Below are 20,572 nucleotides of genomic sequence, written 5' to 3'. Positions count from 1 at the left end.
GGCGGTCATGTAGGGCATTTAAAGTGTGATACGGGATGCGACTTTTTGTGACATCGTTACACCGGGCGCATCGGATTATGTGTGTCGCAACAAACTTGCACCGTTCTTGCTCCGATCCGGGAGGCCCCCAACATGCCTGATCTCCTGCTTGCCGACCTGTCGCGCTGGCAGTTCGCGCTGACTGCCCTGTATCACTTCCTGTTTGTGCCGCTAACGCTCGGCCTGTCCATGCTTCTTGTTGTCATGGAGGGCGCTTATGTGATGACCGGCAAGGAAGTCTGGCGCCGCACAACCAAATTCTGGATGAATTTGTTTGGCATCAACTTCGTGCTCGGCGTTGCAACCGGCATCACCATGGAATTCCAGTTCGGGACCAACTGGTCCTACTATTCGCACTATGTGGGCGATATTTTCGGCGCGCCGCTGGCGATTGAGGGCCTGATGGCCTTCTTCCTTGAGGCAACGCTGGTGGGCCTCATGTTCTTCGGCTGGGACAAACTGTCCCGCCCGGCGCACTGGATGGTGACCTTCTTCGTGGCGCTCGGCTCGAACCTGTCGGCGCTGTGGATCCTGATTGCCAATGGCTGGATGCAGAACCCGGTGGGATCTGAGTTCAATCCGGACACGATGCGGATGGAAGTCACCAATTTCATGGAAGTGCTGTTCAACCCGGTGGCGCAGGCGAAATTCGTTCACACGGTCAGCGCTGGATATGTGACGGCGTCGGTGTTCGTGCTGGGCGTGTCGTCCTGGTATGTGCTGAAAGGGCGTCATCTCGGCCTTGCGAAACGCTCGATGGCGGTGGCGGCGAGTTTTGGCCTCCTGTCGGCGCTGTCAGTGGTCGTGCTGGGCGATGAGAGCGGCTATGCGCTCACCGATAACCAGAAGATGAAGCTGGCGGCCCTGGAAGCCATGTGGGAGACCGAGCCCGCGCCGGCCGGCCTGACGGCCTTCGGGATTCCCGACCAGAAGAATCACGAAACGCATTTTGAGATAAAGATTCCCTATGTTCTGGGCCTGATCGCGACGCGTTCGCTGGACGGTGAGGTCGAGGGCATCCTGCCGCTGGTCGCGGTGGCGGAAAACCGGATCGAGAACGGCATCATGGCCTATGACGCGGTGCAGCGGCTGAACGAGGATCCTTCCGACGTTGAGGCGCGGCAGGCCTTCGAGGAGACGAAGACCGATCTTGGCTATGCTATGCTGCTGAAACGGTATGTCGAGAATCCGGCAGATGCCGACGAAGAAACGATCCGCAAGGCGGCACTCGATACGGTGCCGAATGTGGCGCTGTCCTTCTTCGCGTTCCGCATCATGGCGGGGCTGGGCTTCCTGTTCATCGCAATGTTTGCAACGGCGTTCTATTTCGTCAGTCTGCGGCGGAATGTGCCGCGCTGGTTCCTGCGGCTGGCCCTGTTTGCCATTCCGTTCCCGTGGATCGCCGCCGAGCTGGGCTGGATCCTCGCCGAAGCTGGCCGCCAGCCCTGGGTGATCGACGGCGTGTTGCCGACCTTCATGGGTGTGTCCAGCCTGTCGGTGACGCAGGTCATCATGACCATTGTTGGCTTCACGGTGATCTACGGCACGCTGGCCGTGATCGAAGTGAGCCTGATGATCAAAGCGATCAAGGCCGGACCGGGAGCACGCATCCTGCCGAAAGGCGGCGGAGGCGCAGACCTGGCGCCCGACGCAGCGCCCGCCATCCCGCGCACCATTCATTTTGACGTCTGAGGAGGAGTGGAGTCATGGATCTGCCTCTCGATTATGCAACGCTGAAAGTCATCTGGTGGGGCCTCGTCGGCATCCTGCTGATCGGATACGCCCTGACCGACGGCTATGATCTCGGCGTGGCCACGCTGCTGCCCTTCGTGGCGAAGGACGACCGCGAGCGCCGTCTTGTCATCAATTCTGTCGGCCCGACCTGGGAAGGCCACCAGGTGTGGCTGATCACCGGGGGTGGCGCGCTGTTTGCGGCCTGGCCTTATGTCTATGCGATCAGCTTTTCCGGCTTTTACCTTGCCATGTTCGTCGTGCTGGCGGCGCTGATCCTGCGGCCCGTAGGTTTCAAGTACCGCTCGAAACGGCCATCGGCGAAATGGCGGTCCGGCTGGGACTGGGCCCTGTTCGTTGGCGGGTTCGTCCCGGCACTGATCTTCGGCGTGGCGCTGGGCAATGTGTTGCAGGGCGTTCCGTTCGAGATCGACCGGACCTTGCGGGCGACGTATCATGGCGGCCTGCTCGGTCTGCTCAATCCCTTTGCCCTGCTGGCCGGGCTCGCCTCAGTCGCAATGCTGGTCGTGCACGGAGCCTCCTGGCTGGTGGTGAAGATCGAGCATGGGCCGGTGATGGATCGGGCGGCGAAGTTCGGCCAGATTGCCGCGATTGGCGTGATTGCTTTCTATGCGATTGCCGGTATCTGGCTTGCTATGGCGGGCATGGGCTATCGCATCGTGAGCGATGTGGACCCGAATGGCGTCGCCAACCCGCTGCGCAAGGAAGTCGTTGTGGAGGCCGGCGCATGGCTCACCAATTACGGAAAGTATCCGTGGATGATCCTTGCACCCGTTCTTGGCTTTGTCGGCTCCGCACTGGCTTTTGTCGGCCTGCGCAACAAGACGTCATTGTCGCTGATCGGCTCAGCGCTGGCAGCGACCGGGATTGTGGGCTCTGTCGGAACGTCGATGTTCCCGTTCATCCTGCCGAGCTCGCTCGACCCGAATGCCAGCCTGACGGTCTGGGACAGCTCGTCGAGCCATCTGACGCTGTTCATCATGCTGGTGGTCACGGGCGTGATGCTGCCGATTGTGTTGGCCTATACGGCCTGGGTGTTCAAAGTCCTGTGGGGCCGTCTGTCTGCTGATGAAGCGAACGCGCCCGGAACCTATTAGGAAGAGAGAGGATTTCTCATGTGGTATTTTAGCTGGATCCTCGGTCTCGGCCTCGCGCTGACGTTCGGTATCCTCAATGCGATGTGGAACGAAGTCTCCATGGGGGAAGCTGGGGAGAACGATCTCGAAATCGACTGATGCGGCACCAGCTTGCTGTATGAGGGGGCCGGGAGCATGCTGCTCGCGGCCCGTCGATTCCGATCTTAACAGGACTACCCGATGAAAAGTACACTCGCGATTTTTGGATGGATTCTGTTTGGCCTCCTGATGGGGGTGGGGCTGATGCGGTTCGTTTCCACACAGAATGACCTGACCGAACTGACAGAGCAGAATGCGCGGCCGGAGCGCACGGCCGATGGACGGATTGCGCTCTACTTCAATGCGGACGACCGCGCCCATGTCAGCGCCGAGATGCTGGGTTTCCTGCAAGGGCTGCAGGCAATCAGTGGCGCCGTTGCGGCGGAGGACCGTGAGGCGATCCGCGCTGCGGCCGATGCCCTGCGCCGGGGGGATGGAACGGGGCAGGGCGTGCAGCAGAAGGCACCGGAGGGTTTTCGAACGATCGGTCGATCCCTGCGGGGTGATTTCGGCGCCATCGCCGACATGGCGGAGACGGCCGAGATGACGGACATCCTGGAAGCGCTGGCAGGGGCCGAAAGCAAGTGCATGGCCTGCCATGGCACGTTCAAGGCGGTGGAGGTGCCGGAATAAAAAGCGATCAGGCGGCCTGGTTGGCCTCAAGCCGCTTGAGAAGGACGGGCCCGTTCGAAACGAGGTCGGCGAGTGTCACCTTGTCGAGCTCTGCGAGGAATGCTCGCAGCCCGGTATGCAGCAAGGCGCTCAGCCGGCAGACGCCAATCAGAGGGCAGGTGTTGGATGACGGATTGAAGCATTCGACGACTTCCATGTGGCCTTCGGTGTGGCGGACGACTTCACCGATGACGATATTCTCGGGCGGACGGCCCAGCCTGACCCCGCCGGTGCGCCCGCGGACATTGTCGAGATAGCCGAGCTTGCCGAGCTGTCTCGCTGCCTTGAGAAGATGGGCCCGGGAAATGCCGTGCGCGTCGGCGACATCCTGGATCCGGACAAGTTGGCCAGGATGCAGGGCGCAGAACATCAAGGTGCGGATGGCATAGTTGGTATATGCGGTGAGGCGCACGGTCGATTGTCTCCAGCGAAGGCATAAAAGTGGAATATAAAATACCACTTTAAATCCGCGTCCGGACCCCCTGTCAAGCTTGCGGCGTTTGGGAAACCATAGGGGAGGGCAATTGCGGTTTTGGATACGCACCTTTCCTGATGTGACGCTATGACCACTGGCGCTCGGTCGTCGCGTGTTCAGAGCAGGCCGCGGCGGGAGAGGTTCGCGATGAGGCCGGATATGCCGAAGGTCCAGGGCGGGGCGGCTTTGGACGTGGTGACGGTGTTCACGAGCCGGCCGAGCCGGGGGCTCGATACGCTGACCACGTCGCCGAGAACATGGGTGAAGCCGCCGCCGGCCTGGTGGCGGTCTTCAGTCGGGGCGAACATGGTGCCGAGGAACAGGGCGAAGCCGTCCGGGTACTGATGCTCGCTGCGTGCCTGTCGGATAAGGTCTTCGGGGTCACGGCTGATCTGGGACATTGAGTTGACGCCGCTCAGGCGGAAGCCGTCCGGCCCCTCAATGTCGAGCGTGATGTCCATGGCGCGGACGTCGTCCATTGAGAAAGTCTTGTCGAACAGGCGGATGAACGGGCCAAGGGCGCAGGAGGCGTTATTGTCCTTCGCTTTGCCGAGCAGCAAGGCTGAGCGGCCTTCGAAATCCCGGAGGTTGACGTCATTGCCGAGCGTCGCGCCGACCGGCTTTCCGGCGCTGTCGGAAATAATGACGACTTCAGGCTCTGGATTGTTCCAGGTGGAGTCCGAGCGGATGCCGATGGGCTGTCCCCAGCCGACGGATGCGAGGACCGGGGCCTTGGTGAAGATTTCTGCGTCCGGGCCGATGGCGACTTCGAGGTATTGCGACCAGAGCCCGTTTTCGATCAGGGTCTGTTTCAGGCGGGCGGCATCGTCCGAGCCGGGCCGGACGGCGCGAAGCTCGCCGCCGATCACGTCTTCCAGTTTCTGCCGGATGGCTGCGGCCTCATCGGCATTGCCGCGCGCGCGTTCCTCAATGACCCGCTCAAGCGTCGAGACGGCAAAGGTGACGCCCGCCGCTTTGACGCATTGCAGATCGACCGGGGAGAGGAGGCGGGGGCCAGGGGTGTCACCGGCCTTTATCGCCACGTCCGAAAGTGCGCCGATCGAGCGCCCCCGGTCTAGGTCGGGGGCAGTCTCAAGGAGACCTGAAAGTGTTAGCGCAACGGAGGACATATCCAGGACGGTTCCATTCCTGACGATGACAGGTGTCGGCCCTTCGCCGAAATCCATGCGCCCGGCAAAACAGCCTTCCAGCCAGTCTTCCGCCATGTCGCGTGCGGGGTCGAAAATGTGCGCCATCTGATCAGTAGGCTCCATCAATACGGCGGCGGGAGCCTGTCGGATTCGCGTCGGTGAGTTCTTCCGGCAGGAGGTCCGCCGGGAAGTTCTGGTAGCAGACAGGCCGCAGGAACCGGTCGATGGCGAGCGTGCCGACGGATGTCGTCCGGCTGTCGCTGGTCGCCGGGAAGGGGCCGCCATGTACCATCGCGTGGGAGACTTCGACGCCGGTCGGAAATCCGTTGACGAGGATTCGTCCCGCAAGCCGTTCGAGCGCCGGAATGAGGGTGCGCGCGAGGGAGGTGTCCGGCGCATCCATCTGAAGCGTTGCCGTCAGCTGCCCTTCCATGCCGGCCAGCACGGCGGCGGCTTCTTCGGCGGATTTGCAGACGATGAGGATGCTGGACGCGCCAAAGTTCTCTGCCTGAAGCGCGGGATTGGCCATGAAGCTCGCCGCATCTGTTTCGAAGAAGCAGGCAGGTGCCCGGAATTCGGCGGCCTCGCCGCGGGCGAGTGTGGTGACTCCGGTCGCTGCCGCATAGGTATCAAGCCCGCTGGTATAAGCCGCCGCGATACCTTCCGTCAGCATGGCTTGCGGGGCGGCGGCCGCGATTGCATTGGCGAGACGTGCCCTGAAAAGATCCAGCGCAGCGGCGTCCGGCGCAATGGCGAGGACGAGGCCGGGATTTGTGCAGAACTGGCCAGCGCCCATTGTGACAGACGTTGCCAGACCCTCGGCAATAGCCGGCGCGCGGGCCTGCATGGCGGCGGGGAAGACGAGCACGGGATTGATGCTCGACATTTCCGCAAATACCGGCACCGGCACATTGCGGCTGGCGGCCATGGCGCAGATGGCCAGGCCCGCCTGCCGCGACCCGGTAAAGCCGACGGCGCGGATGGTGGGATCGCGAACCAGCGCGGCGCCGGTTTCCGCTCCGCCATGCAGCATCGAGAAGAAGCCTGCCGGCATTCCGGTCTTTTCGAGGGCGCGCGATATGGCGGCGGCGACGAGTTCGGACGTGCCGGGATGTGCCGGGTGCGCCTTCGCCACGACCGGACAGCCCGCGGCAATGGCGGAGGCGGTGTCGCCCCCGGCGACGGAAAAGGCGAGCGGGAAATTGCTGGCTCCGAAGACCGCGACAGGCCCGAGCGGAATCCGCCGAAGCCGAAGATCCGGGCGGGGAAGTGGCTGACGATCCGGCAGAGCTGGATCGATGCGCAGGCCGCGCCAGTGCCCGGCCCGCACCTCAGCGGCAAACAGTTTCAGCTGTCCGCTCGTGCGGCCCAGTTCACCTTCGACGCGTGCCTGAGGCAGGGCGGTCTCCTGCATGACGCGCGGAATGAGGGCGTCCCGGCTCGCTTGCAATTCCTCGGCGATCTGGTCGAGCAAAACGGCGCGGGCTTCCGCGGGGCGGTCCATCGTTTCTTCGAATGCGGACCAGGCTGCGGCACAGGCCGTCGCGACGTCTTCGGGGCTGGCATCGAGGAAGTCCGGGCCGAGCATTTCGCCCGTTGCGGGATTGACGGCCCGACGCGCCGCGCCTGATCCCAGCTTCCAGTTTCCCGCCACCAAATTCCTGCCGGTCAATGACATTGCCGCCGCCCCCCTGTTGCTTTGATAGCGGTAACTTTAGCGCTGATGACGGCCATGTCCAAGCATTCCGGCTGGTGCGGCTTTTGCACTGAATTTCAGGAAATGACGTTTTCAGGGCGGCTTTGCGCGTGAATTTCGGGCTGACATGAAAGTCGCAGCCTTTCAGCAAAGGGGGGCTTCGTGCTTTCGTAGCATGGTCCGGCACGAAAAAATTTGCGATGAATCGATTTGAGGAAAATCGGAATGCAGGGAAATCCTGCCGGTATCCGTTGAGTTTGAGGATCTGAATGCAGAGTCCCGGGAATCTCCAGTTTGAACTGAGCGCGATCGAGCCGATTCTCGATTGGGCGAGGAGTGCCGGGGCGGATGTGGATGCGCTGCTGGCGGGGCTGAATTCCCATGACACCGGCAAGGACGGTTCGGAGCGCCTGGTCGACCTGGTCGATTATTTCCGGATCCAGCGCGACATCGCGCGGTCGCTTGACGATCTGACGGCGCAACTTTCGGAACGCAAACTGACCTATCAGACCGGTTCGTTCGTGATTGCGCAGCTGAGGTCAGCCAACACGCTGAACGATGCCATCCGCAGCCTGGCGCAGCATTTCAACATGATGCATGGCGACGACTATAACCGGGTGCGCCAGTCGGAAAATACGGTTGCCCTGGTGGTCGACGATTCGTCGTTTCCTTACAGGTTCCGGAAGAACGAGGTGCTGACACACTTTGTCGGCGTCGCGCTGCTGATCAAGGTGCATTGCCTGCTGGACAGCCTGTCGGGCGGCCAGGCGGGCAGGGCGCTGAGGCGGATTGGCCTGAAACAGCCCCGCGATGGCGCAAAGCACAGCCTTGTGCGATTCTGGCAGGTGCCGGTCAGCTTCGGCAAGCCAGCCTATGAACTGGTCTATGATTTCGACCTTGCCTGCCAGTCGATCCCCACCGCGACCGACGTTGATCTGAGTGCGGATGGTATTTTTGCCCGCGTCATCCGGCACCTCGAAGAGGCCCGCCCGGCAGATACGCGCACGTTTTCTGCGCGCACGGAAGAGCTGGTGTCGGATGGTGTTGAAAGCCAGCAGGCGGCGGCGGACCATTTCGGCATGAGCGTTGCGACACTCCGGCGGCGTCTTGACGAAGAGAATACGAGCTTTCGGGAAATCGTGCTGAAGTCGCGGTTGAAGCGCGCGGACGAATTGCTGGCCAGAGGCGCCAGCATCACTCAGGTGTCGGAACAATTGGGCTATTCCGATGTGCGGGCCTTTAACCGGGCCTTCCGGAAAATAAGGGGGCTGTCCCCCTCAGCCTATCTGCGGGCGCGCAAGACCCAGATCGGCATCGCCCCACCCGTGTGAGCTAAAATGTTCACTCCGTCTGAGCCCTGCGGTCATCGGACGTCTGGGGCGAAGCGCTTACAATCTCCCAAAGATCAGAATTCCGTGGGAGGAAAATGTGAAAAATCTTTACTGGAATACCCTTAAGCTCGGCCTGGTTTCAGCGATCGCGCTCAGTGCCGGCGGCCTGGGCGCTGCTGCGCAGGACGCCACCGATGCTGCCCCGGCTTCCGACGAACAGGAAACCCGCACGCTTGGCCGTGTGACCGTGACCGCCCAGCGCCGCGAGGAAGACCTGCTCGACGTTCCGCTGTCGGTGACGGCGCTCGACTCTGAGCGACTTGAAATCACGGGCGCTGTCGACATCACGGCGATCCAGCGCTCGACCCCGAACGCAACGATTGAGGTTGCACGTGGTTCCAACTCGACCCTGATCGCTTTCATTCGCGGTGTCGGCCAGCAGGATCCGCTCTGGGGCTTCGAGCCCGGCGTTGGCCTTTACGTCGACGACGTCTATATCGCACGTCCGCAGGGCGCGATCCTCGATATCTTCGACATTGAGCGGGTCGAAGTGCTGCGCGGTCCGCAGGGCACGCTGTACGGCCGCAACACGATCGGCGGCGCGATCAAGTATGTCACCAAGCCGCTTAGCGATGAGCCGAAACTCAACGCCAAAGTGAACCTCGGCAGCTACAGCCAGGCTGACCTGATCCTGTCGGGCTCGACACCGATCACCGACACGTTCGCGGTTGGCGGCGCAGTCGCGAAGTACACGCGCGATGGTTTCGGCAAAAACCTGTTCACGGGCGCAGAGCATTACAACAAAGACCTGCTGGCCTATCGCGTCAGCGCGGAATGGACGCCGGCGGACGATTTCTCGGTGCGCTTCGCCTATGACAAATCGCAGGACGACTCCAACGCCAAGCACGGCCACCGCCTGCTGCCGAGCGCTGACGGCACCATCCCGGTAACGGGTGATGTGTATGACACGCGGGCTGGCATCGGTGACAAGAACTCGGTCGAAACCGAAGGCTACTCGCTGACGGCGCAGTGGGATGTGAACGACATCGTCACGCTGAAGTCGATCACGGCTTATCGCGAAGGCTCGACGGTGACGCCGATCGACTTTGACGCATTGCCGCAGCCGGACTTTGACGTTCCGGCCTATTACCGTGACGACCAGTTCTCGCAGGAAGTACAGCTGCTGTACAACAATGGTCCGCTCAACGGCGTTGCCGGCATCTATTATCTCGACGGCAATGCGGACGGTGCATTCGATGTGATCCTCAGCGCACTTGGTCTGACGATTTACCAGGCGGGTGAGCAGAACAAGGAGAACCTCTCCTTCTACGGTGATTTCACCTATGACCTGAATGACAAGTGGAGCGTGTCGCTGGGCGGCCGCTACACCGAGGACAAGACCACTGCTGACGTTCTGCGCGAAGCCTGGCTCGGACTTGGCTCGGGCTCGTTCGATCCGGCCAACTCCAGCTCGATCTTCCTGGTGACGCAGACCGACTACCAGGGCGTGAAGCGGAAAGACGATCAATTCTCGCCGCGGGTCTCGGTCTCCTACAAGCCGACGGAAGACCTGAACCTCTATGCAACCTACTCTCAGGGCTTCAAGGCTGGCGGCTTCGACCCGCGTGCCCGGGAAGACCTCGACCCGACGGGCCTGTCGCGTCAGGGCTTCGGTCCCGAGAAGGTGGACAGCTACGAGCTTGGCATGAAGGGCTCGTTCTTCAATGACAGCTTGCTGCTCAACACGGCTGCCTTCTTCGCCGACTATACCGACCAGCAGATCACTGTTCAGAGCGGTGCGGACACGAACAATGACGGTATCAACGACACGTTCGTGTCGTCGGTGTTCAATGCCGGTTCTTCGGAATACAAGGGTCTCGAAGTCGAAGCGACCTGGTTTGCCACGGATGAGCTGACCTTCTTCGGAACGCTCGGCTACATCGATGCAGAGATCAATGAGATCCTGTCGGGTGGCGTGAACGTTGCGAGCGCCTTCGTGACGCAGAACACGCCGGAGCTCCAGGGCCAGGTGTCTGCGAACTACACGCGCAGTCTTGGTGCGGATCGTGGCGAACTTTCCTTCACCGGCACGGCGTCGTATCGGGATGAATACTACCTGTTCAACATTCCGAATGCAGGCTTCCCGGCTGGCCAGAACGCGCTGTTCCCGAATGGCGGACCGGCTCTGGATCCGGAGGCCTATACGCTCATCGACCTCAGCGCTGTCTGGACATCGGAGTCGGGCCGCTACCGCTTCGGCCTGCACGGCCGCAACCTGACCAACGAAGAATACCGCGTGGCCGCATACAACTTCGTGACGCCGAGCCAGCTCGGTCTCGATGCCGCCTATTCGGCCTTCTACGGTCCGCCGCGGACCTTCACGGCATCCCTGTCGGTTGACTTCTGATCGCAGGGTGGGGACGAGTGGCGCACGGGTCTGACCCTGTGCGCCACTTCCGCCTCCGGAGGATACAGACATGAGCTCCGATGCCGGGAGACCGGTCCTTCCGTCGCATGCAGCACCCGCGGCCGGACGCGCTTATGTGCTGGCGCTGCTGACGCTGGTCTACACATTCAATCATATCGACCGGCAGATCCTGGTGATCCTGCTGGAGCCGATCAAGGCGGATCTCAAGCTGAGCGACACACAGCTTGGCATGCTGACCGGCCTCGCCTTTGCGGCATTCTATGCAACGCTGGGCATTCCGATTGCGATGTGGGCGGATCGCGGCGACCGGAGAACCATCATTTCGCTCGCTCTGGCTGTATGGTCGGGCATGACGGCCCTGTCGGGCCTCGCTCAGAACTACTGGCACCTGCTGCTCGCGCGGATGGGCGTTGGCGTCGGCGAAGCAGGCGGGACGCCGCCGGCGACGTCGATCATCTCGGATCTCTATCCGCCGCATGAGCGCGCGACAGCGCTTGGCATCTATACGACGGGGATCGGCCTCGGCATTCTTGCGGGCTTCATCATTGGCGGGTTCGTGTATGAGGCGCTGGGATGGCGGGCAGCCTTCTTTATCGCCGGTGTGCCTGGACTGCTGCTGGCCCTGCTCGTGAAATTCACGCTGAAGGAGCCGGCGCGAGGCGCGATCGAAGCACGCACGGATGTGGGTGAGGCGCCCGGTATCTGGGAAACGCTCAGATTCATCGGTGGGCAAACCTCTTTCCTTCTATTGCTCGCGGGATGCTGCCTCATCTGCATTTCAGCCAATGCCTTCCTCGTTTTTACTTCAAGCCACCTGCAGCGCACCTATGGCGTCGGCCCGGGAGACGTGTCCATTCCGCTCGGCATCCTGATCGGTGGAGTCGGCGGTGCCGGCGCCGTCGTGATCGGGAAGGTGTGCGACCACCTGTCGAAATCGAACATGAAATGGCGGCCGTGGACGATTGCGATCTGCAGCGCGATCGCCTTGCCTTTCGCCTGGATGTTCCTGCACGCCGAGACTGTCGGCGCAGCCTATCTCTGGAATATCGTTCCCAGCTTTATCGGCCTCGTCTATGCCAGCATCGCCTATACGGCATCGCAGGAGCTGGTGGGGCTGAGGATGCGTTCCTTTGCATCGGCCTTCATGCTGTTCTGCCTGACCCTGATCGGCATTGGCGGCGGGCCGACTTTTGCCGGATGGCTGAGCGAGCATTTCGCCGCCGCGGGGGAAGCTGCGGCGCTGAAAAAGGCGCTGGAATACATCCTCATTCTGAATGGCCTCAGCCTTGTCTTCCTCCTGCTGGCGGGCAGAACTTATGCCCGCGATGCTGAGAGGGCGGCAGCCTATGCATGACATGACCGATCCGACCATTTCCTCCCTGGACGGATCGCCGGACATGCCGGGCATCTCCGGACGGGATATTACCTATTCCTCCGGCGATGGGCTGAGGCTTTATGCTGCGGCCTATGGCCGGGAAGATGCCCGGACGGCGGTCCTTTGCATGCACGGGTTCACGCGGAACCATAAGGACTTCGAGCCGATGATCTCGGCTGTCGGCTCAGCGTATCGATTCCTCGCGGTGGATGTGAGAGGGCGGGGCAGGTCGGACAGGGATCCAACGGCCGCCTCCTACGCGCCGCCGGCCTATGCAGCGGACATGGTCGCCCTGCTCGATCAGGAGAAGATCGAAAAAGTCGTCCTGATCGGAACCTCGATGGGCGGGGTCATGTCGATGATCCTGTCGCGCATGATTCCGGAAAAGATTGCAGGCATCGTCCTGAATGATGTCGGACCTGAAGTGAACATGGACGGCCTTCGCCGGATCGGTGCTTATGTCGGCGGCGGCGACACTTTCGCCAACTGGGCCGAGGCGACGGCCGCCGTGAGGGCGACGCAGGAGTCTGCAGTGCCGGGTCTCAGTGATGCGGACTGGGAGGCATTTGCCCGGCGCACCTGCGTGGAAACCGACGATGGCCGGATCGCCTTCGATTATGACCCCGGAATCCGCGTCGCGTTCGACCAGAAGCCGCCCGGCGTGCGCTTGCAGTTCCTGATGTGGCGCATTTTCGGCGGCATGAAGAAGTTTCCGTTGCTCGTTGTGCGTGGCGCCAATTCCGACATCCTGACGGAAAGGACGGCCGCCAGGATGATGAGGCGCCACAAGGGCGCGAAGCTCGTTACGGTTGCGGGCAGGGGACATGCGCCCCTGCTGGACGAACCCGAGGCGGTTGCCGCGATTTCGGCGTTCCTGGCGGCGCACGCAGCCGACTGATCCGACCATTCCCGGAGCGCCCCTATTGCGGAATGCCGCAATGTGGTGTGGATTACACAAATGTCAGCTTGGCCGCGTGGCGGAGCGGGCGTGTGCGGGCGCGTGGGGGCGCGACACTGGAGGGTCAGCAGGTGAATATCCGGAAACGTGCTGTAACAGCTGCATTTCTGCTTGGCGGCAGCATGATGTCGACCGCCTGTCTGTCGACCAGTATCAATACGCGCCCGTCGGTGCGCTCGGATGGCATGGGCGCTGATCTGAGGATCCTGTTCGACGATCATTGCTGGCCCGCGCCGGAGCCAGAGCCTGAAGAAGGGATGGATCTGTCCGACCGTTCGCTTGGCTTTGGTGGCGAACTTGCGTTCCAGGCGGGCATGCTGCTGTTCGACTCGGTTGGGGCCTGGCTGCAGCAGATGGGCGCACCGAAGATCGACCGGAGCACCGGCGTTGTCAGCGGCAAACTGTTCAGCAGCCCCCAGATGTATCAGTTCAACCGGAATATCGGCTGCGTCTATGTCGTGCGCAGCGGGTTCGAAATTGGCGGGCCGTCCTTTGGCGATGCGCCGCCTGAATTCCGGGACGACTGGACCCGGCTTGGCCTCGTTTCGAAGCCCACCTTCTACGCGCAGATCAAGCTGAATCCGGATGAGGAGCAGTCCGGATACTTTACCGGCGACCTCCTGAAGGTGGTTGCGCTGAATTTTGAACGCGATGCGCGCTACGATAGCCGCGACTTTCTGCTGGTTATGGATTTCGAACGGCCGGAACCGCGCACCTATGTTCAGTTCACATCCGAAGGTTCCGTGCAGTTCAATGAGGCGTCTGGCTTTGCACGCGGCGTCTTCAAACTTCCTGCAGTCAAACGGGGACAATATATTTCGGGCGCTGCCGCAAAGGCGCTTGAGACCGGATGGATGCCGCTGGATTTCTCAGGCATGGATCGCGATTCCGGTATCTTCAATCTTTATGTCGATGTGATGGAACTGAAGCGGGGCGATCCGCTGCTTTCGGATATCGGGTCACTGCTGCGGTCCGACGCGGTCCAGAGGGCCGCATCGGAAGAGCTGCGCGACCAGATCGACACGGATGGCCGGCGCGAACGGGAAGCAGAAGAGAAGACGGACGCCCTTGTCGATCAGCGGCAGTTGACGCGTTCGCTTGATGCGGCTGTGCTCGACCTGCGCCGGACCATGGCGTCGGAATTTGCCGACTCAAATGACCTGATCGGTGCCATCGAACCGGTTGAAGATGCATTGTTCGATATTGAGCGGCACCCGAACTGGCGCGGCGATCTGCCGACGTCCAAGATGGACGCGGCTGAAGAATTGCTGGCTGAAGCGAACGCAAAGCTGGACGAGTTGCTCGCAAGCGAACTCGGCAACGGGGAATAGCTTCAGTCGCCGGGCGGCCCGTAGGAGGCCGTCGCGGCGGCCCAGTCGGCGAGCCCGCCGCGGCTGGACCGATTGGCAACTTCCGTCAGCATGCGCGTCGCAAAATCGACCGGTTCGCGTTCAGGCTGGTCTTCTTCTGACACGGTCCTCATGCGCGCGGGTGTCGGCAGGAGGTCTCCTGCAAAGGCGACGCTTTCCGGGATGATGAAGGCGTAGACGGTGGCGCCGTCGGTCGCAGGCGGAATAACCAGCCAGTCCAATTCAGGGATGGTAACGGTCTGCCCGGCTTTGACGAGCGCCTCGCTGTCGCGCATCCGGTCGTTGGGAAAGTAGGTGTTGATGCGCCCGCTGTTTTCGAGTTCGAACACAATGAGCCGGCCGTCGATCTGTGGTGTGATCGTGAGGGTCATGGCGGCATCGTCGCCGGTTCCGGTTGTCTTGAGGTCCATGCGTAGCTTGTTGTTCGTGGACGAAAGCGTCCTGGCCATGGCCTCAAGCATTTCAGCAGTTGCAACGAAGACCTGTTCCGGCTGGGCATCGACAAACATCGCGCCACGCGCTGTCGACTCGATCCAGTCGCGATAGGGAGAAACGCGGGTGTAGACGCCTTCGGCCTTTTCCGCGGCGCATTCGAAGCCGAAACTGACGACACCGACCTGGTAGGTCCGGTCTTTTGTGTCGAGCGCAACGAGGGGCCCCCCGCTGTCGCCCTGGCAGCTATCCGTTCCGCCGAATTTCCGGCCCGCGCAGATCTGCGTCGCGCCGTCATAAGAAAGATCTGAGTACTGATCGCTGCAGACTTCCGGGGGCTTCATCGGCAACATGGTGTGATAAAGGTAGCGTGAGCCTGCATCGCCGGCTTTGCCGTTCGGCCCGATCGTAAATGTGTCGAGTCGGGCCTCGGTGCCGGAGCTTGCCTGTTTGCCGAAGCCGGCAACGAAAGAGCGTGCGCCGTTGCGGTCGCTGTCTGCTGCGCCGCCCGCTGACAGGCGGGCAAGCTGGCCCGGCCAGGTGCGCCCGACACGGATGAGGGCGATATCATTGGATGAGCTTTTCCAGACTCCCGGCGAAACCTGGCGCGTTGGCACATAATCGGGATGGATGATCACATCGTCGACTTCGAACACGTTGCTGTCGCCCGCATTCGCGAGATCGTCGGTGCCGGCAACGATTTCGAGCGGGCTGCGGGGGCGCCAGACCCAGCGGTCACCGACCTTGCGGGACTCGCCTTCGAAACAGTGTGCCGCGGTCAGCACCCAGCGCCGGGCGATAAATGTGCCTCCGCAGAAATGGCGGACAGTGCGATTGGGCAATTCATGCCTTAGCTCGGCGAAGTAGGGCCATTGGTCAATGGTGGATCGGTCGCCATTGACGATGCGGTCGGATTCGCGTGAGCCGGGGGCGAGGGTCGGTTCCCATTCCTGCTGTTCTGCGCTTGGAAGGTCGTCCTCTTCCTGCTGGGCGGAAGACTGGCAACTGGAGAGCAGGGCGGTTGCCGCAAAAGCAGCAGATGCGAGTCGCAGGAAAGCGTGGAAAGAATATCTCATCAGTTCACGGTATATGTCACAAGGCCCATGCCGGTGTTGGCAAAAGGATCTGCGCTGCCTGTGTCGCGCAGAGCTTCCCTCGTTTCATAAACGAGGATCTCGGAGTAGGATTTCCAGACCGTGCGGATCGGCCCCTTGGTTTGCCCGAGGTCCGGCAGGCTGTCGCCGATCAGGGCCATGCGTTCCGGAAGGACAAAGGCGTAGAGCTTGTTTTCGCCGGGAGTTTCGGGGCGGGCGATCCTGAATTTCAGACCTGCCTCAGGAAGGACCACCGCGCCGCCGGCATGAACAAGTGAGCGCGGCAGTTCCTCAACTTCGCAAGGAAACAGGCAGTTGACGACGCCGGCGGGGTCCAGGTCGAACACCCAGAGGCGTCCGGCGAGATCTGCGGAAATCCTTATGGAGACGAAGTCACCGTCGTCGAACACGGTCTGGCCGTCATTGATCGTCACGCCGACCTTGCCTTCTGCGGGCGTCAGGGTGGCGGCAAGGTTCTCAAGGCCCGCCTTGGTCATGAAGATCGTCTTTTCCGGTTTTGCGTCGACAAATTTCGCGCCCGTACCGGCGTTTTCGATGAAGCTTCTGAAGCCTGACACACGCGTATAGACGGCGGGGGCCCGACGCACGCCGCAGCTCTCGCCATGACTCACAATGCCGATCAGGTAGACGCGTCCGGCGAAATCGCGGGCGACCAGCGGCCCGCCGCTGTCACCCTGGCAGGAGTCGACGATGCCGCTGTCATATCCGGCGCAGATCATGGTCGCTGCATCATACGCTTCGACGTCGTATTCGTCGCGACAAGCCTTGGCATTGCGGGTCGGGATCATGGCGTTGCGCAAGCGGTCCGTGTAGGCGCGGAATCTGCCCTCTTCGGACGTAAAGTCGCCGAGGTCGCCGCGGAACATGTCGGTCTTGCCGAATCCGGCGAAATAGGCGGCGCCAAAGAAGCGGTCCACGTCGGATGATGTGCCCGCAGAGAGACGCACGACATCGCCCGCCCATGGCCGGTCGAGCTTTACTAGCGCAATGTCGTTGACCGGCACCTGGGCGTCGCCTGCGCGGGCATAGTCCGGTGCGATGATGATGTCGGTCGCGGCGTAAACGTCAGAGGCCATGACACTCTTCAGGTCCTTCTGGCCAAGGACGATCTGCATGGGGCCGGAACCGGGCCGCTCCCAGGTGCCGGTCGCTGCGTTTCGGGTCGCGCCTTCAACGCAATGTGCCGCTGTCAGTACCCAATCCGCCGAAATCGCGCTGCCGCCGCAGTCATAGGTGATGACGCCGTCGCGCGTGCCACGGATGGCCGCGAAAAATGGCCAGTCATTCGCTTTCGCGATTTCCGTGTTGAGGCCCTTTGTGGCCTCTGTGTTACCCATCGGTTCGACGGTGAAATCGGTGCGGGCCCAGTCGTCGTTTTCGAACGGCGCTTCGTCCTGGTCCGCAGCAGCGGGAACGGCACTGCAACTCGCCATCAGGATGGTGGAGAGACCGACGATAACGGCTCTCAGAATGGCATGTTTCCGGCGAACGCGGTGTCTGACCTGATCCATGGCGAAACCTTACCAATCCGGCGCGTCCTGACCAGTGCCGAAGTACTGTTCGTCGCCGATAGCCCGGCTGCTTCATCGCGCCTTGAAGCGGCCTGGGCGGCGTTCGGCGACGGCAAGGATGCCCTCGGCATGGTCTTCCGTCGGCCGCAAGAGCCATTGTTCGGCATGCTCCAGATCGAGCGTCGCCTGTACATCTTCATACAGGCCACGGCGCAGCGTGCGGCGCGTAGCCATGACGCCGAGCGGCCCGCCTTCCGCAATTTCAGCCGCCAGCCGGAGCGCCGTGTTGCGCAACTGATCCTGCGGGACAAGCTGGTCGACCAGGCCCCAGTCCAGGGCCTCCTCGCCCTTGATGCGCCGCGCTGTGAGCAACATCAGGCTGGCTTTCTGGGCGCCGAGAAGGCGGGGGAGCGTCGTACTGAGACCGAATCCGGGATGAAAGGCCAGTTGCGTGAAATTCGCAACGAAGCGCGCTTCAGGGGCCGCAATGCGGAAATCTGCAAAGACTGCGAGCCCGAGCCCCGCACCAACAGCGGCGCCCTGCACAGCGGCGACCACCGGCTTTTTCGATTGATACAGTCTCAACGCCTCGTTGTAGAATTCCCTGACGGGGTCGTCACCCGATCCACCGACGCCGCCGCCTTCTGCCTGCACGAGATCCGCGCCAGCGCAGAAGGGTTTGCCGTCAGAGGCAAGAACGATGGACCGGCAGTCGGTGTCGTCGTCCAGAGACAGCAGGGTATCGGCAATGTCGCGCAGAAGCGCGACGGTCGCGTGATTGTTCGGCGGGTTCGTGAAGACCAGTTCGCGGACATGGCCATGCGCGTTGAGGGTCAGGGTGTGGGTCAAATCATTCGTCCGTTGCTGTTCGGGAGTCGCAGGCAGAACGCCACAAGCCGCGGCAAGGTACAAGGCATCAGCGGGTGACAAGGGTGGGCGATCTGTCCTATTCAAATTCTGAGGTAGGGGTGCCCCGCGGTTGCGTTGGCGCGCCGGGGAGGCTTTGGCATGACCAGAACAGGCAAGCGCGGGGGAGCTGACGCGGACGCAGAAACCTATTGGATCCTGCGGCAGGACCAGCTTGAGGTGCTCGCGTCGACTGTGCGGTCGGACATTATCGACCATTTAGTCGGTCGTGGTCCCATGTCGATCAAGCAACTGGCCGCTTCGCTCGGGCGCCAGCCCTCGTCGATCTACTACCACATGGAGATGCTGCAGAAAGTCGGCCTGATCGTGGAGGCCGGCACACAGGTATCCAATCGCCGGACCGAAGTGCTTTACCAGACGCCGGCGCCCCGGATCCGGATGAAGAAGGCCATCAGGAACCCGGACAATCATGAGCTGATCGGAAAAATGGTCGGCGTGCTGAACCGGCAGTCGCAACGCGATTTCGAGCAGGGGCTGATGCATCCCGCCATGCAATCCGAAGGGCCGCACCGCAATCTTGGCTTCTTCCGCCTCATCAACCGGCCGAGCCCGGAATCTCTTGAAGAAATCAATGGCCACCTCGACCGGATTGCAGAAATTCTCTGGGAAGAGCGGGACATGAGCCAGCCGCTGGTGGCGCTGGCGTGGACACTGGCGCCGCTGCCCGACCAGGAAGACGGCGGCTGAAATCACGAATTCGGGATCGCTTCCGGTTGGCTTTCGGGTCGACAGATAGCGGTAACATTTCTATCCTTCGCGTCTTGCACCGCAAAAAATTCAGGTGCGGGCGAGGGAGGACTCCATGAAACAGAGATGGTTGGCACTGGCTGTCATATTTGGCCTTGGCGCGTGCCAGGCGGTGGCGCCGGCGCAGGTTCAGACACCTGAAATCGCAGAGGAGGCCAGCCAGCTGATGCCGGTTGCTGGGATGCAGGGCCGGATCGACACCATGCTAGCAGGCATGGTGCAGCGAGGCGAATTGGCTGGCGGTTCTGCACTTGTCTGGGTCGACGGACAGGAAGTCTATTTCGGTGCGTTCGGCATGGCCGACAAGGAAGCCGGTCACGCGATGGACCGTGAGACACTGGTCAGGATCTATTCCATGACCAAGCCACTCACCGGCGTTGCCCTGATGACGCTGTATGAACAGGGGCTGTTCCAGCTCGATGATCCGTTGGCAAAGTATTTTCCGGAGTTCGCGGACGTCAAGGTTTATGCCGGGCTGGATGAGGCCGGTGAACCGGAGCTGGAGGCGCCGGCCCGGGCGCCGCTTGTCATTGACATCATGCGCCACACAGCCGGTTTTTCCGGGATTGTCGACGACGAGACCATGGTTGGCGACATGTATCGCGCAAGCAATCCGATGGCGCTCGATAAATCGCTTCAGGAAATGATTGTCGGTATGGCGGAGATCCCGCTGCTCTATCAGCCCGGCGACCGCTGGCTGTACGGCCCGTCGGTCGATGTTCAGGCGGCCCTTGTCGAGCGGCTTTCTGGAAAGCCCTTCGCCGAATACCTGAAGGAGACTGTGCTGGACCCACTCGGCATGAGCGAGACGGACTATTACGTGCCAGAGTCTGAGCGTGGCCGTCTTGCGCAAGTCTACGAGGTCAAAGACGACGGGACGCTGGTGCCGGATCCCTCGAACGATCAGGGTATGCAGCTGCCCTACGCGCGTTATCGCATGTCACCTGGCGGATACGGCATCGTGACAACCATCGACGATTATATGAGGTTCGCCCGGATGCTTCTGAACGGGGGCGAGCTGGATGGCGCACGTATCCTGAAGCCCGAAACAGTCGCGCTGATGGCGCGCGATCACTTGCCCGAAACGGTTGGTGACCGCTCGTGGTTGCCATCGAAAGGGCAGGTCGGGTTCGGACTGGATTTCGCCGTGAGGGTTGCGCCGCCCGCCGAAGCGGCAGAGAATTATGGTGTGCCGGGCGAGTTCTTCTGGGATGGAAAGGCAAGCACGCTGTTCTGGGTCGATCCTGCGAACAGGCTGACCGCCGTGCTTTTCGTTCAGTTCGTGCCGTTCAACGCTGTGCCGGCGCATTATAATTTCCGGAATGCCGTTTATGGCGTCCGCGATTCCGGCGCTGGAGGATAATGATGGTACGCTCCCTTGTTCCGCTCCTTTCGGTGGCACTGGCTTGTTTGCTCAG

Annotated in this window: 17 protein-coding genes; 11 read left to right on the top strand and 6 right to left on the bottom strand. The window is 61.7% G+C overall.

The window, feature by feature from the left end; genetic code table 11:
- Nucleotides 1-132 precede the first annotated feature (132 nt).
- The 4 genes from R3C13_RS10395 (at nt 133) to R3C13_RS10380 (ending at nt 3,599) form a co-directional block, all read left to right on the top strand.
- Nucleotides 133-1,731 carry a cytochrome ubiquinol oxidase subunit I gene (locus R3C13_RS10395; protein ID WP_371310750.1) on the top strand — a complete coding sequence of 533 codons (1,599 nt, stop codon included), beginning with the start codon at nt 133-135 and terminating at the stop codon, nt 1,729-1,731.
- 14 nt (nt 1,732-1,745) lie between these two features.
- A complete protein-coding gene (cydB, locus tag R3C13_RS10390; protein ID WP_371310749.1) occupies nt 1,746-2,888 on the top strand; it encodes a cytochrome d ubiquinol oxidase subunit II in 1,143 nt (380 codons plus the stop codon).
- A gap of 18 nt (nt 2,889-2,906) precedes the next feature.
- Nucleotides 2,907-3,026 carry a cytochrome bd-I oxidase subunit CydX gene (gene cydX, locus R3C13_RS10385; RefSeq protein WP_034765495.1) on the top strand — a complete coding sequence of 40 codons (120 nt, stop codon included), beginning with the start codon at nt 2,907-2,909 and terminating at the stop codon, nt 3,024-3,026.
- Between the two features lie 81 nt (nt 3,027-3,107).
- A complete protein-coding gene (locus tag R3C13_RS10380; RefSeq protein WP_371310748.1) occupies nt 3,108-3,599 on the top strand; it encodes a hypothetical protein in 492 nt (163 codons plus the stop codon).
- A 7-nt stretch (nt 3,600-3,606) separates the two neighbouring features.
- Here R3C13_RS10380 and R3C13_RS10375 read toward each other — a convergent pair whose 3' ends face one another.
- The 3 genes from R3C13_RS10375 to R3C13_RS10365 all read right to left on the bottom strand — a co-directional run bounded on the left by R3C13_RS10375 (nt 3,607) and on the right by R3C13_RS10365 (nt 6,942).
- On the bottom strand, nt 3,607-4,050 hold the full coding sequence (locus R3C13_RS10375) for an Rrf2 family transcriptional regulator (protein WP_371310747.1): 444 nt from the start codon (nt 4,048-4,050) through the stop codon (nt 3,607-3,609).
- A 179-nt stretch (nt 4,051-4,229) separates the two neighbouring features.
- A complete protein-coding gene (locus R3C13_RS10370; RefSeq protein WP_371310746.1) occupies nt 4,230-5,369 on the bottom strand; it encodes a fumarylacetoacetate hydrolase family protein in 1,140 nt (379 codons plus the stop codon).
- A 4-nt stretch (nt 5,370-5,373) separates the two neighbouring features.
- Entirely contained in the window at nt 5,374-6,942 is a 1,569-nt protein-coding gene (locus tag R3C13_RS10365) for an aldehyde dehydrogenase (NADP(+)) (RefSeq protein WP_371310745.1), read from the bottom strand.
- 287 nt (nt 6,943-7,229) lie between these two features.
- Between R3C13_RS10365 and R3C13_RS10360 the strand changes: the two genes are divergently transcribed.
- The 5 genes from R3C13_RS10360 (at nt 7,230) to R3C13_RS10340 (ending at nt 14,383) form a co-directional block, all read left to right on the top strand.
- A complete protein-coding gene (locus R3C13_RS10360; protein WP_371310744.1) occupies nt 7,230-8,291 on the top strand; it encodes a helix-turn-helix domain-containing protein in 1,062 nt (353 codons plus the stop codon).
- Between the two features lie 97 nt (nt 8,292-8,388).
- Nucleotides 8,389-10,698, top strand: coding sequence for a TonB-dependent receptor (locus tag R3C13_RS10355; RefSeq protein ID WP_371310743.1), 2,310 nt, complete (start codon nt 8,389-8,391; stop codon nt 10,696-10,698).
- A 70-nt stretch (nt 10,699-10,768) separates the two neighbouring features.
- Entirely contained in the window at nt 10,769-12,073 is a 1,305-nt protein-coding gene (locus tag R3C13_RS10350) for a spinster family MFS transporter (protein ID WP_371310742.1), read from the top strand.
- Nucleotides 12,066-12,992 carry an alpha/beta fold hydrolase gene (locus R3C13_RS10345; protein ID WP_371310741.1) on the top strand — a complete coding sequence of 309 codons (927 nt, stop codon included), beginning with the start codon at nt 12,066-12,068 and terminating at the stop codon, nt 12,990-12,992. The genes R3C13_RS10350 and R3C13_RS10345 overlap by 8 nt, the downstream gene beginning before the upstream one ends.
- 131 nt (nt 12,993-13,123) lie before the next feature.
- Nucleotides 13,124-14,383 carry a hypothetical protein gene (locus R3C13_RS10340; RefSeq protein WP_371310740.1) on the top strand — a complete coding sequence of 420 codons (1,260 nt, stop codon included), beginning with the start codon at nt 13,124-13,126 and terminating at the stop codon, nt 14,381-14,383.
- Between the two features lie 2 nt (nt 14,384-14,385).
- Here the strand turns inward: R3C13_RS10340 and R3C13_RS10335 are convergent, their stop codons facing one another.
- From R3C13_RS10335 to R3C13_RS10325, 3 genes are all read right to left on the bottom strand, one after another.
- Nucleotides 14,386-15,930: a trypsin-like serine protease gene (locus tag R3C13_RS10335; RefSeq protein WP_371310739.1), complete on the bottom strand. Its 1,545-nt coding sequence runs from the start codon at nt 15,928-15,930 to the stop codon at nt 14,386-14,388.
- Nucleotides 15,930-17,480 (bottom strand): serine protease, encoded by a 1,551-nt coding sequence (locus R3C13_RS10330; RefSeq protein WP_371310738.1) that lies wholly within the window; start codon nt 17,478-17,480, stop codon nt 15,930-15,932. Before R3C13_RS10330 ends, R3C13_RS10335 begins: the two co-directional genes overlap by 1 nt.
- Nucleotides 17,481-17,552: 72 nt before the next feature.
- Nucleotides 17,553-18,329: an enoyl-CoA hydratase/isomerase family protein gene (locus tag R3C13_RS10325; RefSeq protein ID WP_371310737.1), complete on the bottom strand. Its 777-nt coding sequence runs from the start codon at nt 18,327-18,329 to the stop codon at nt 17,553-17,555.
- 159 nt (nt 18,330-18,488) lie between these two features.
- Here R3C13_RS10325 and R3C13_RS10320 point away from each other — a divergent pair, with 159 nt between their 5' ends.
- Nucleotides 18,489-19,094 (top strand): helix-turn-helix domain-containing protein, encoded by a 606-nt coding sequence (locus tag R3C13_RS10320; protein ID WP_371310736.1) that lies wholly within the window; start codon nt 18,489-18,491, stop codon nt 19,092-19,094.
- 115 nt (nt 19,095-19,209) lie between these two features.
- Nucleotides 19,210-20,517, top strand: a complete 1,308-nt coding sequence (locus R3C13_RS10315) for a serine hydrolase domain-containing protein (protein ID WP_371310735.1) — start codon at nt 19,210-19,212, stop codon at nt 20,515-20,517.
- Nucleotides 20,518-20,572 lie beyond the last annotated feature (55 nt).

It is taken from the genome of Hyphomonas sp., from assembly GCF_041398385.1.
Classification (GTDB): Bacteria; Pseudomonadota; Alphaproteobacteria; order Caulobacterales; family Hyphomonadaceae; genus Hyphomonas.
The sequence above is the reverse complement of the archived record's forward strand: the minus strand, read 5'-3'. Positions and strand labels throughout refer to the sequence as shown.

What these genes read in the sequence shown, in the direction of transcription:
- R3C13_RS10395 (WP_371310750.1), top strand. Translation starts at nt 133, where the DNA reads ATGCCTGATCTCCTGCTTGCCGACCTGTCGCGCTGGCAGTTCGCGCTG.
- cydB (WP_371310749.1), top strand. Translation starts at nt 1,746, where the DNA reads ATGGATCTGCCTCTCGATTATGCAACGCTGAAAGTCATCTGGTGGGGC.
- cydX (WP_034765495.1), top strand. Translation starts at nt 2,907, where the DNA reads ATGTGGTATTTTAGCTGGATCCTCGGTCTCGGCCTCGCGCTGACGTTC.
- R3C13_RS10380 (WP_371310748.1), top strand. Translation starts at nt 3,108, where the DNA reads ATGAAAAGTACACTCGCGATTTTTGGATGGATTCTGTTTGGCCTCCTG.
- R3C13_RS10370 (WP_371310746.1), bottom strand. Translation starts at nt 5,369, where the DNA reads ATGGCGCACATTTTCGACCCCGCACGCGACATGGCGGAAGACTGGCTG.
- R3C13_RS10365 (WP_371310745.1), bottom strand. Translation starts at nt 6,942, where the DNA reads ATGTCATTGACCGGCAGGAATTTGGTGGCGGGAAACTGGAAGCTGGGA.
- R3C13_RS10360 (WP_371310744.1), top strand. Translation starts at nt 7,230, where the DNA reads ATGCAGAGTCCCGGGAATCTCCAGTTTGAACTGAGCGCGATCGAGCCG.
- R3C13_RS10350 (WP_371310742.1), top strand. Translation starts at nt 10,769, where the DNA reads ATGAGCTCCGATGCCGGGAGACCGGTCCTTCCGTCGCATGCAGCACCC.
- R3C13_RS10345 (WP_371310741.1), top strand. Translation starts at nt 12,066, where the DNA reads ATGCATGACATGACCGATCCGACCATTTCCTCCCTGGACGGATCGCCG.
- R3C13_RS10335 (WP_371310739.1), bottom strand. Translation starts at nt 15,930, where the DNA reads ATGAGATATTCTTTCCACGCTTTCCTGCGACTCGCATCTGCTGCTTTT.
- R3C13_RS10330 (WP_371310738.1), bottom strand. Translation starts at nt 17,480, where the DNA reads ATGGATCAGGTCAGACACCGCGTTCGCCGGAAACATGCCATTCTGAGA.
- R3C13_RS10320 (WP_371310736.1), top strand. Translation starts at nt 18,489, where the DNA reads ATGACCAGAACAGGCAAGCGCGGGGGAGCTGACGCGGACGCAGAAACC.
- R3C13_RS10315 (WP_371310735.1), top strand. Translation starts at nt 19,210, where the DNA reads ATGAAACAGAGATGGTTGGCACTGGCTGTCATATTTGGCCTTGGCGCG.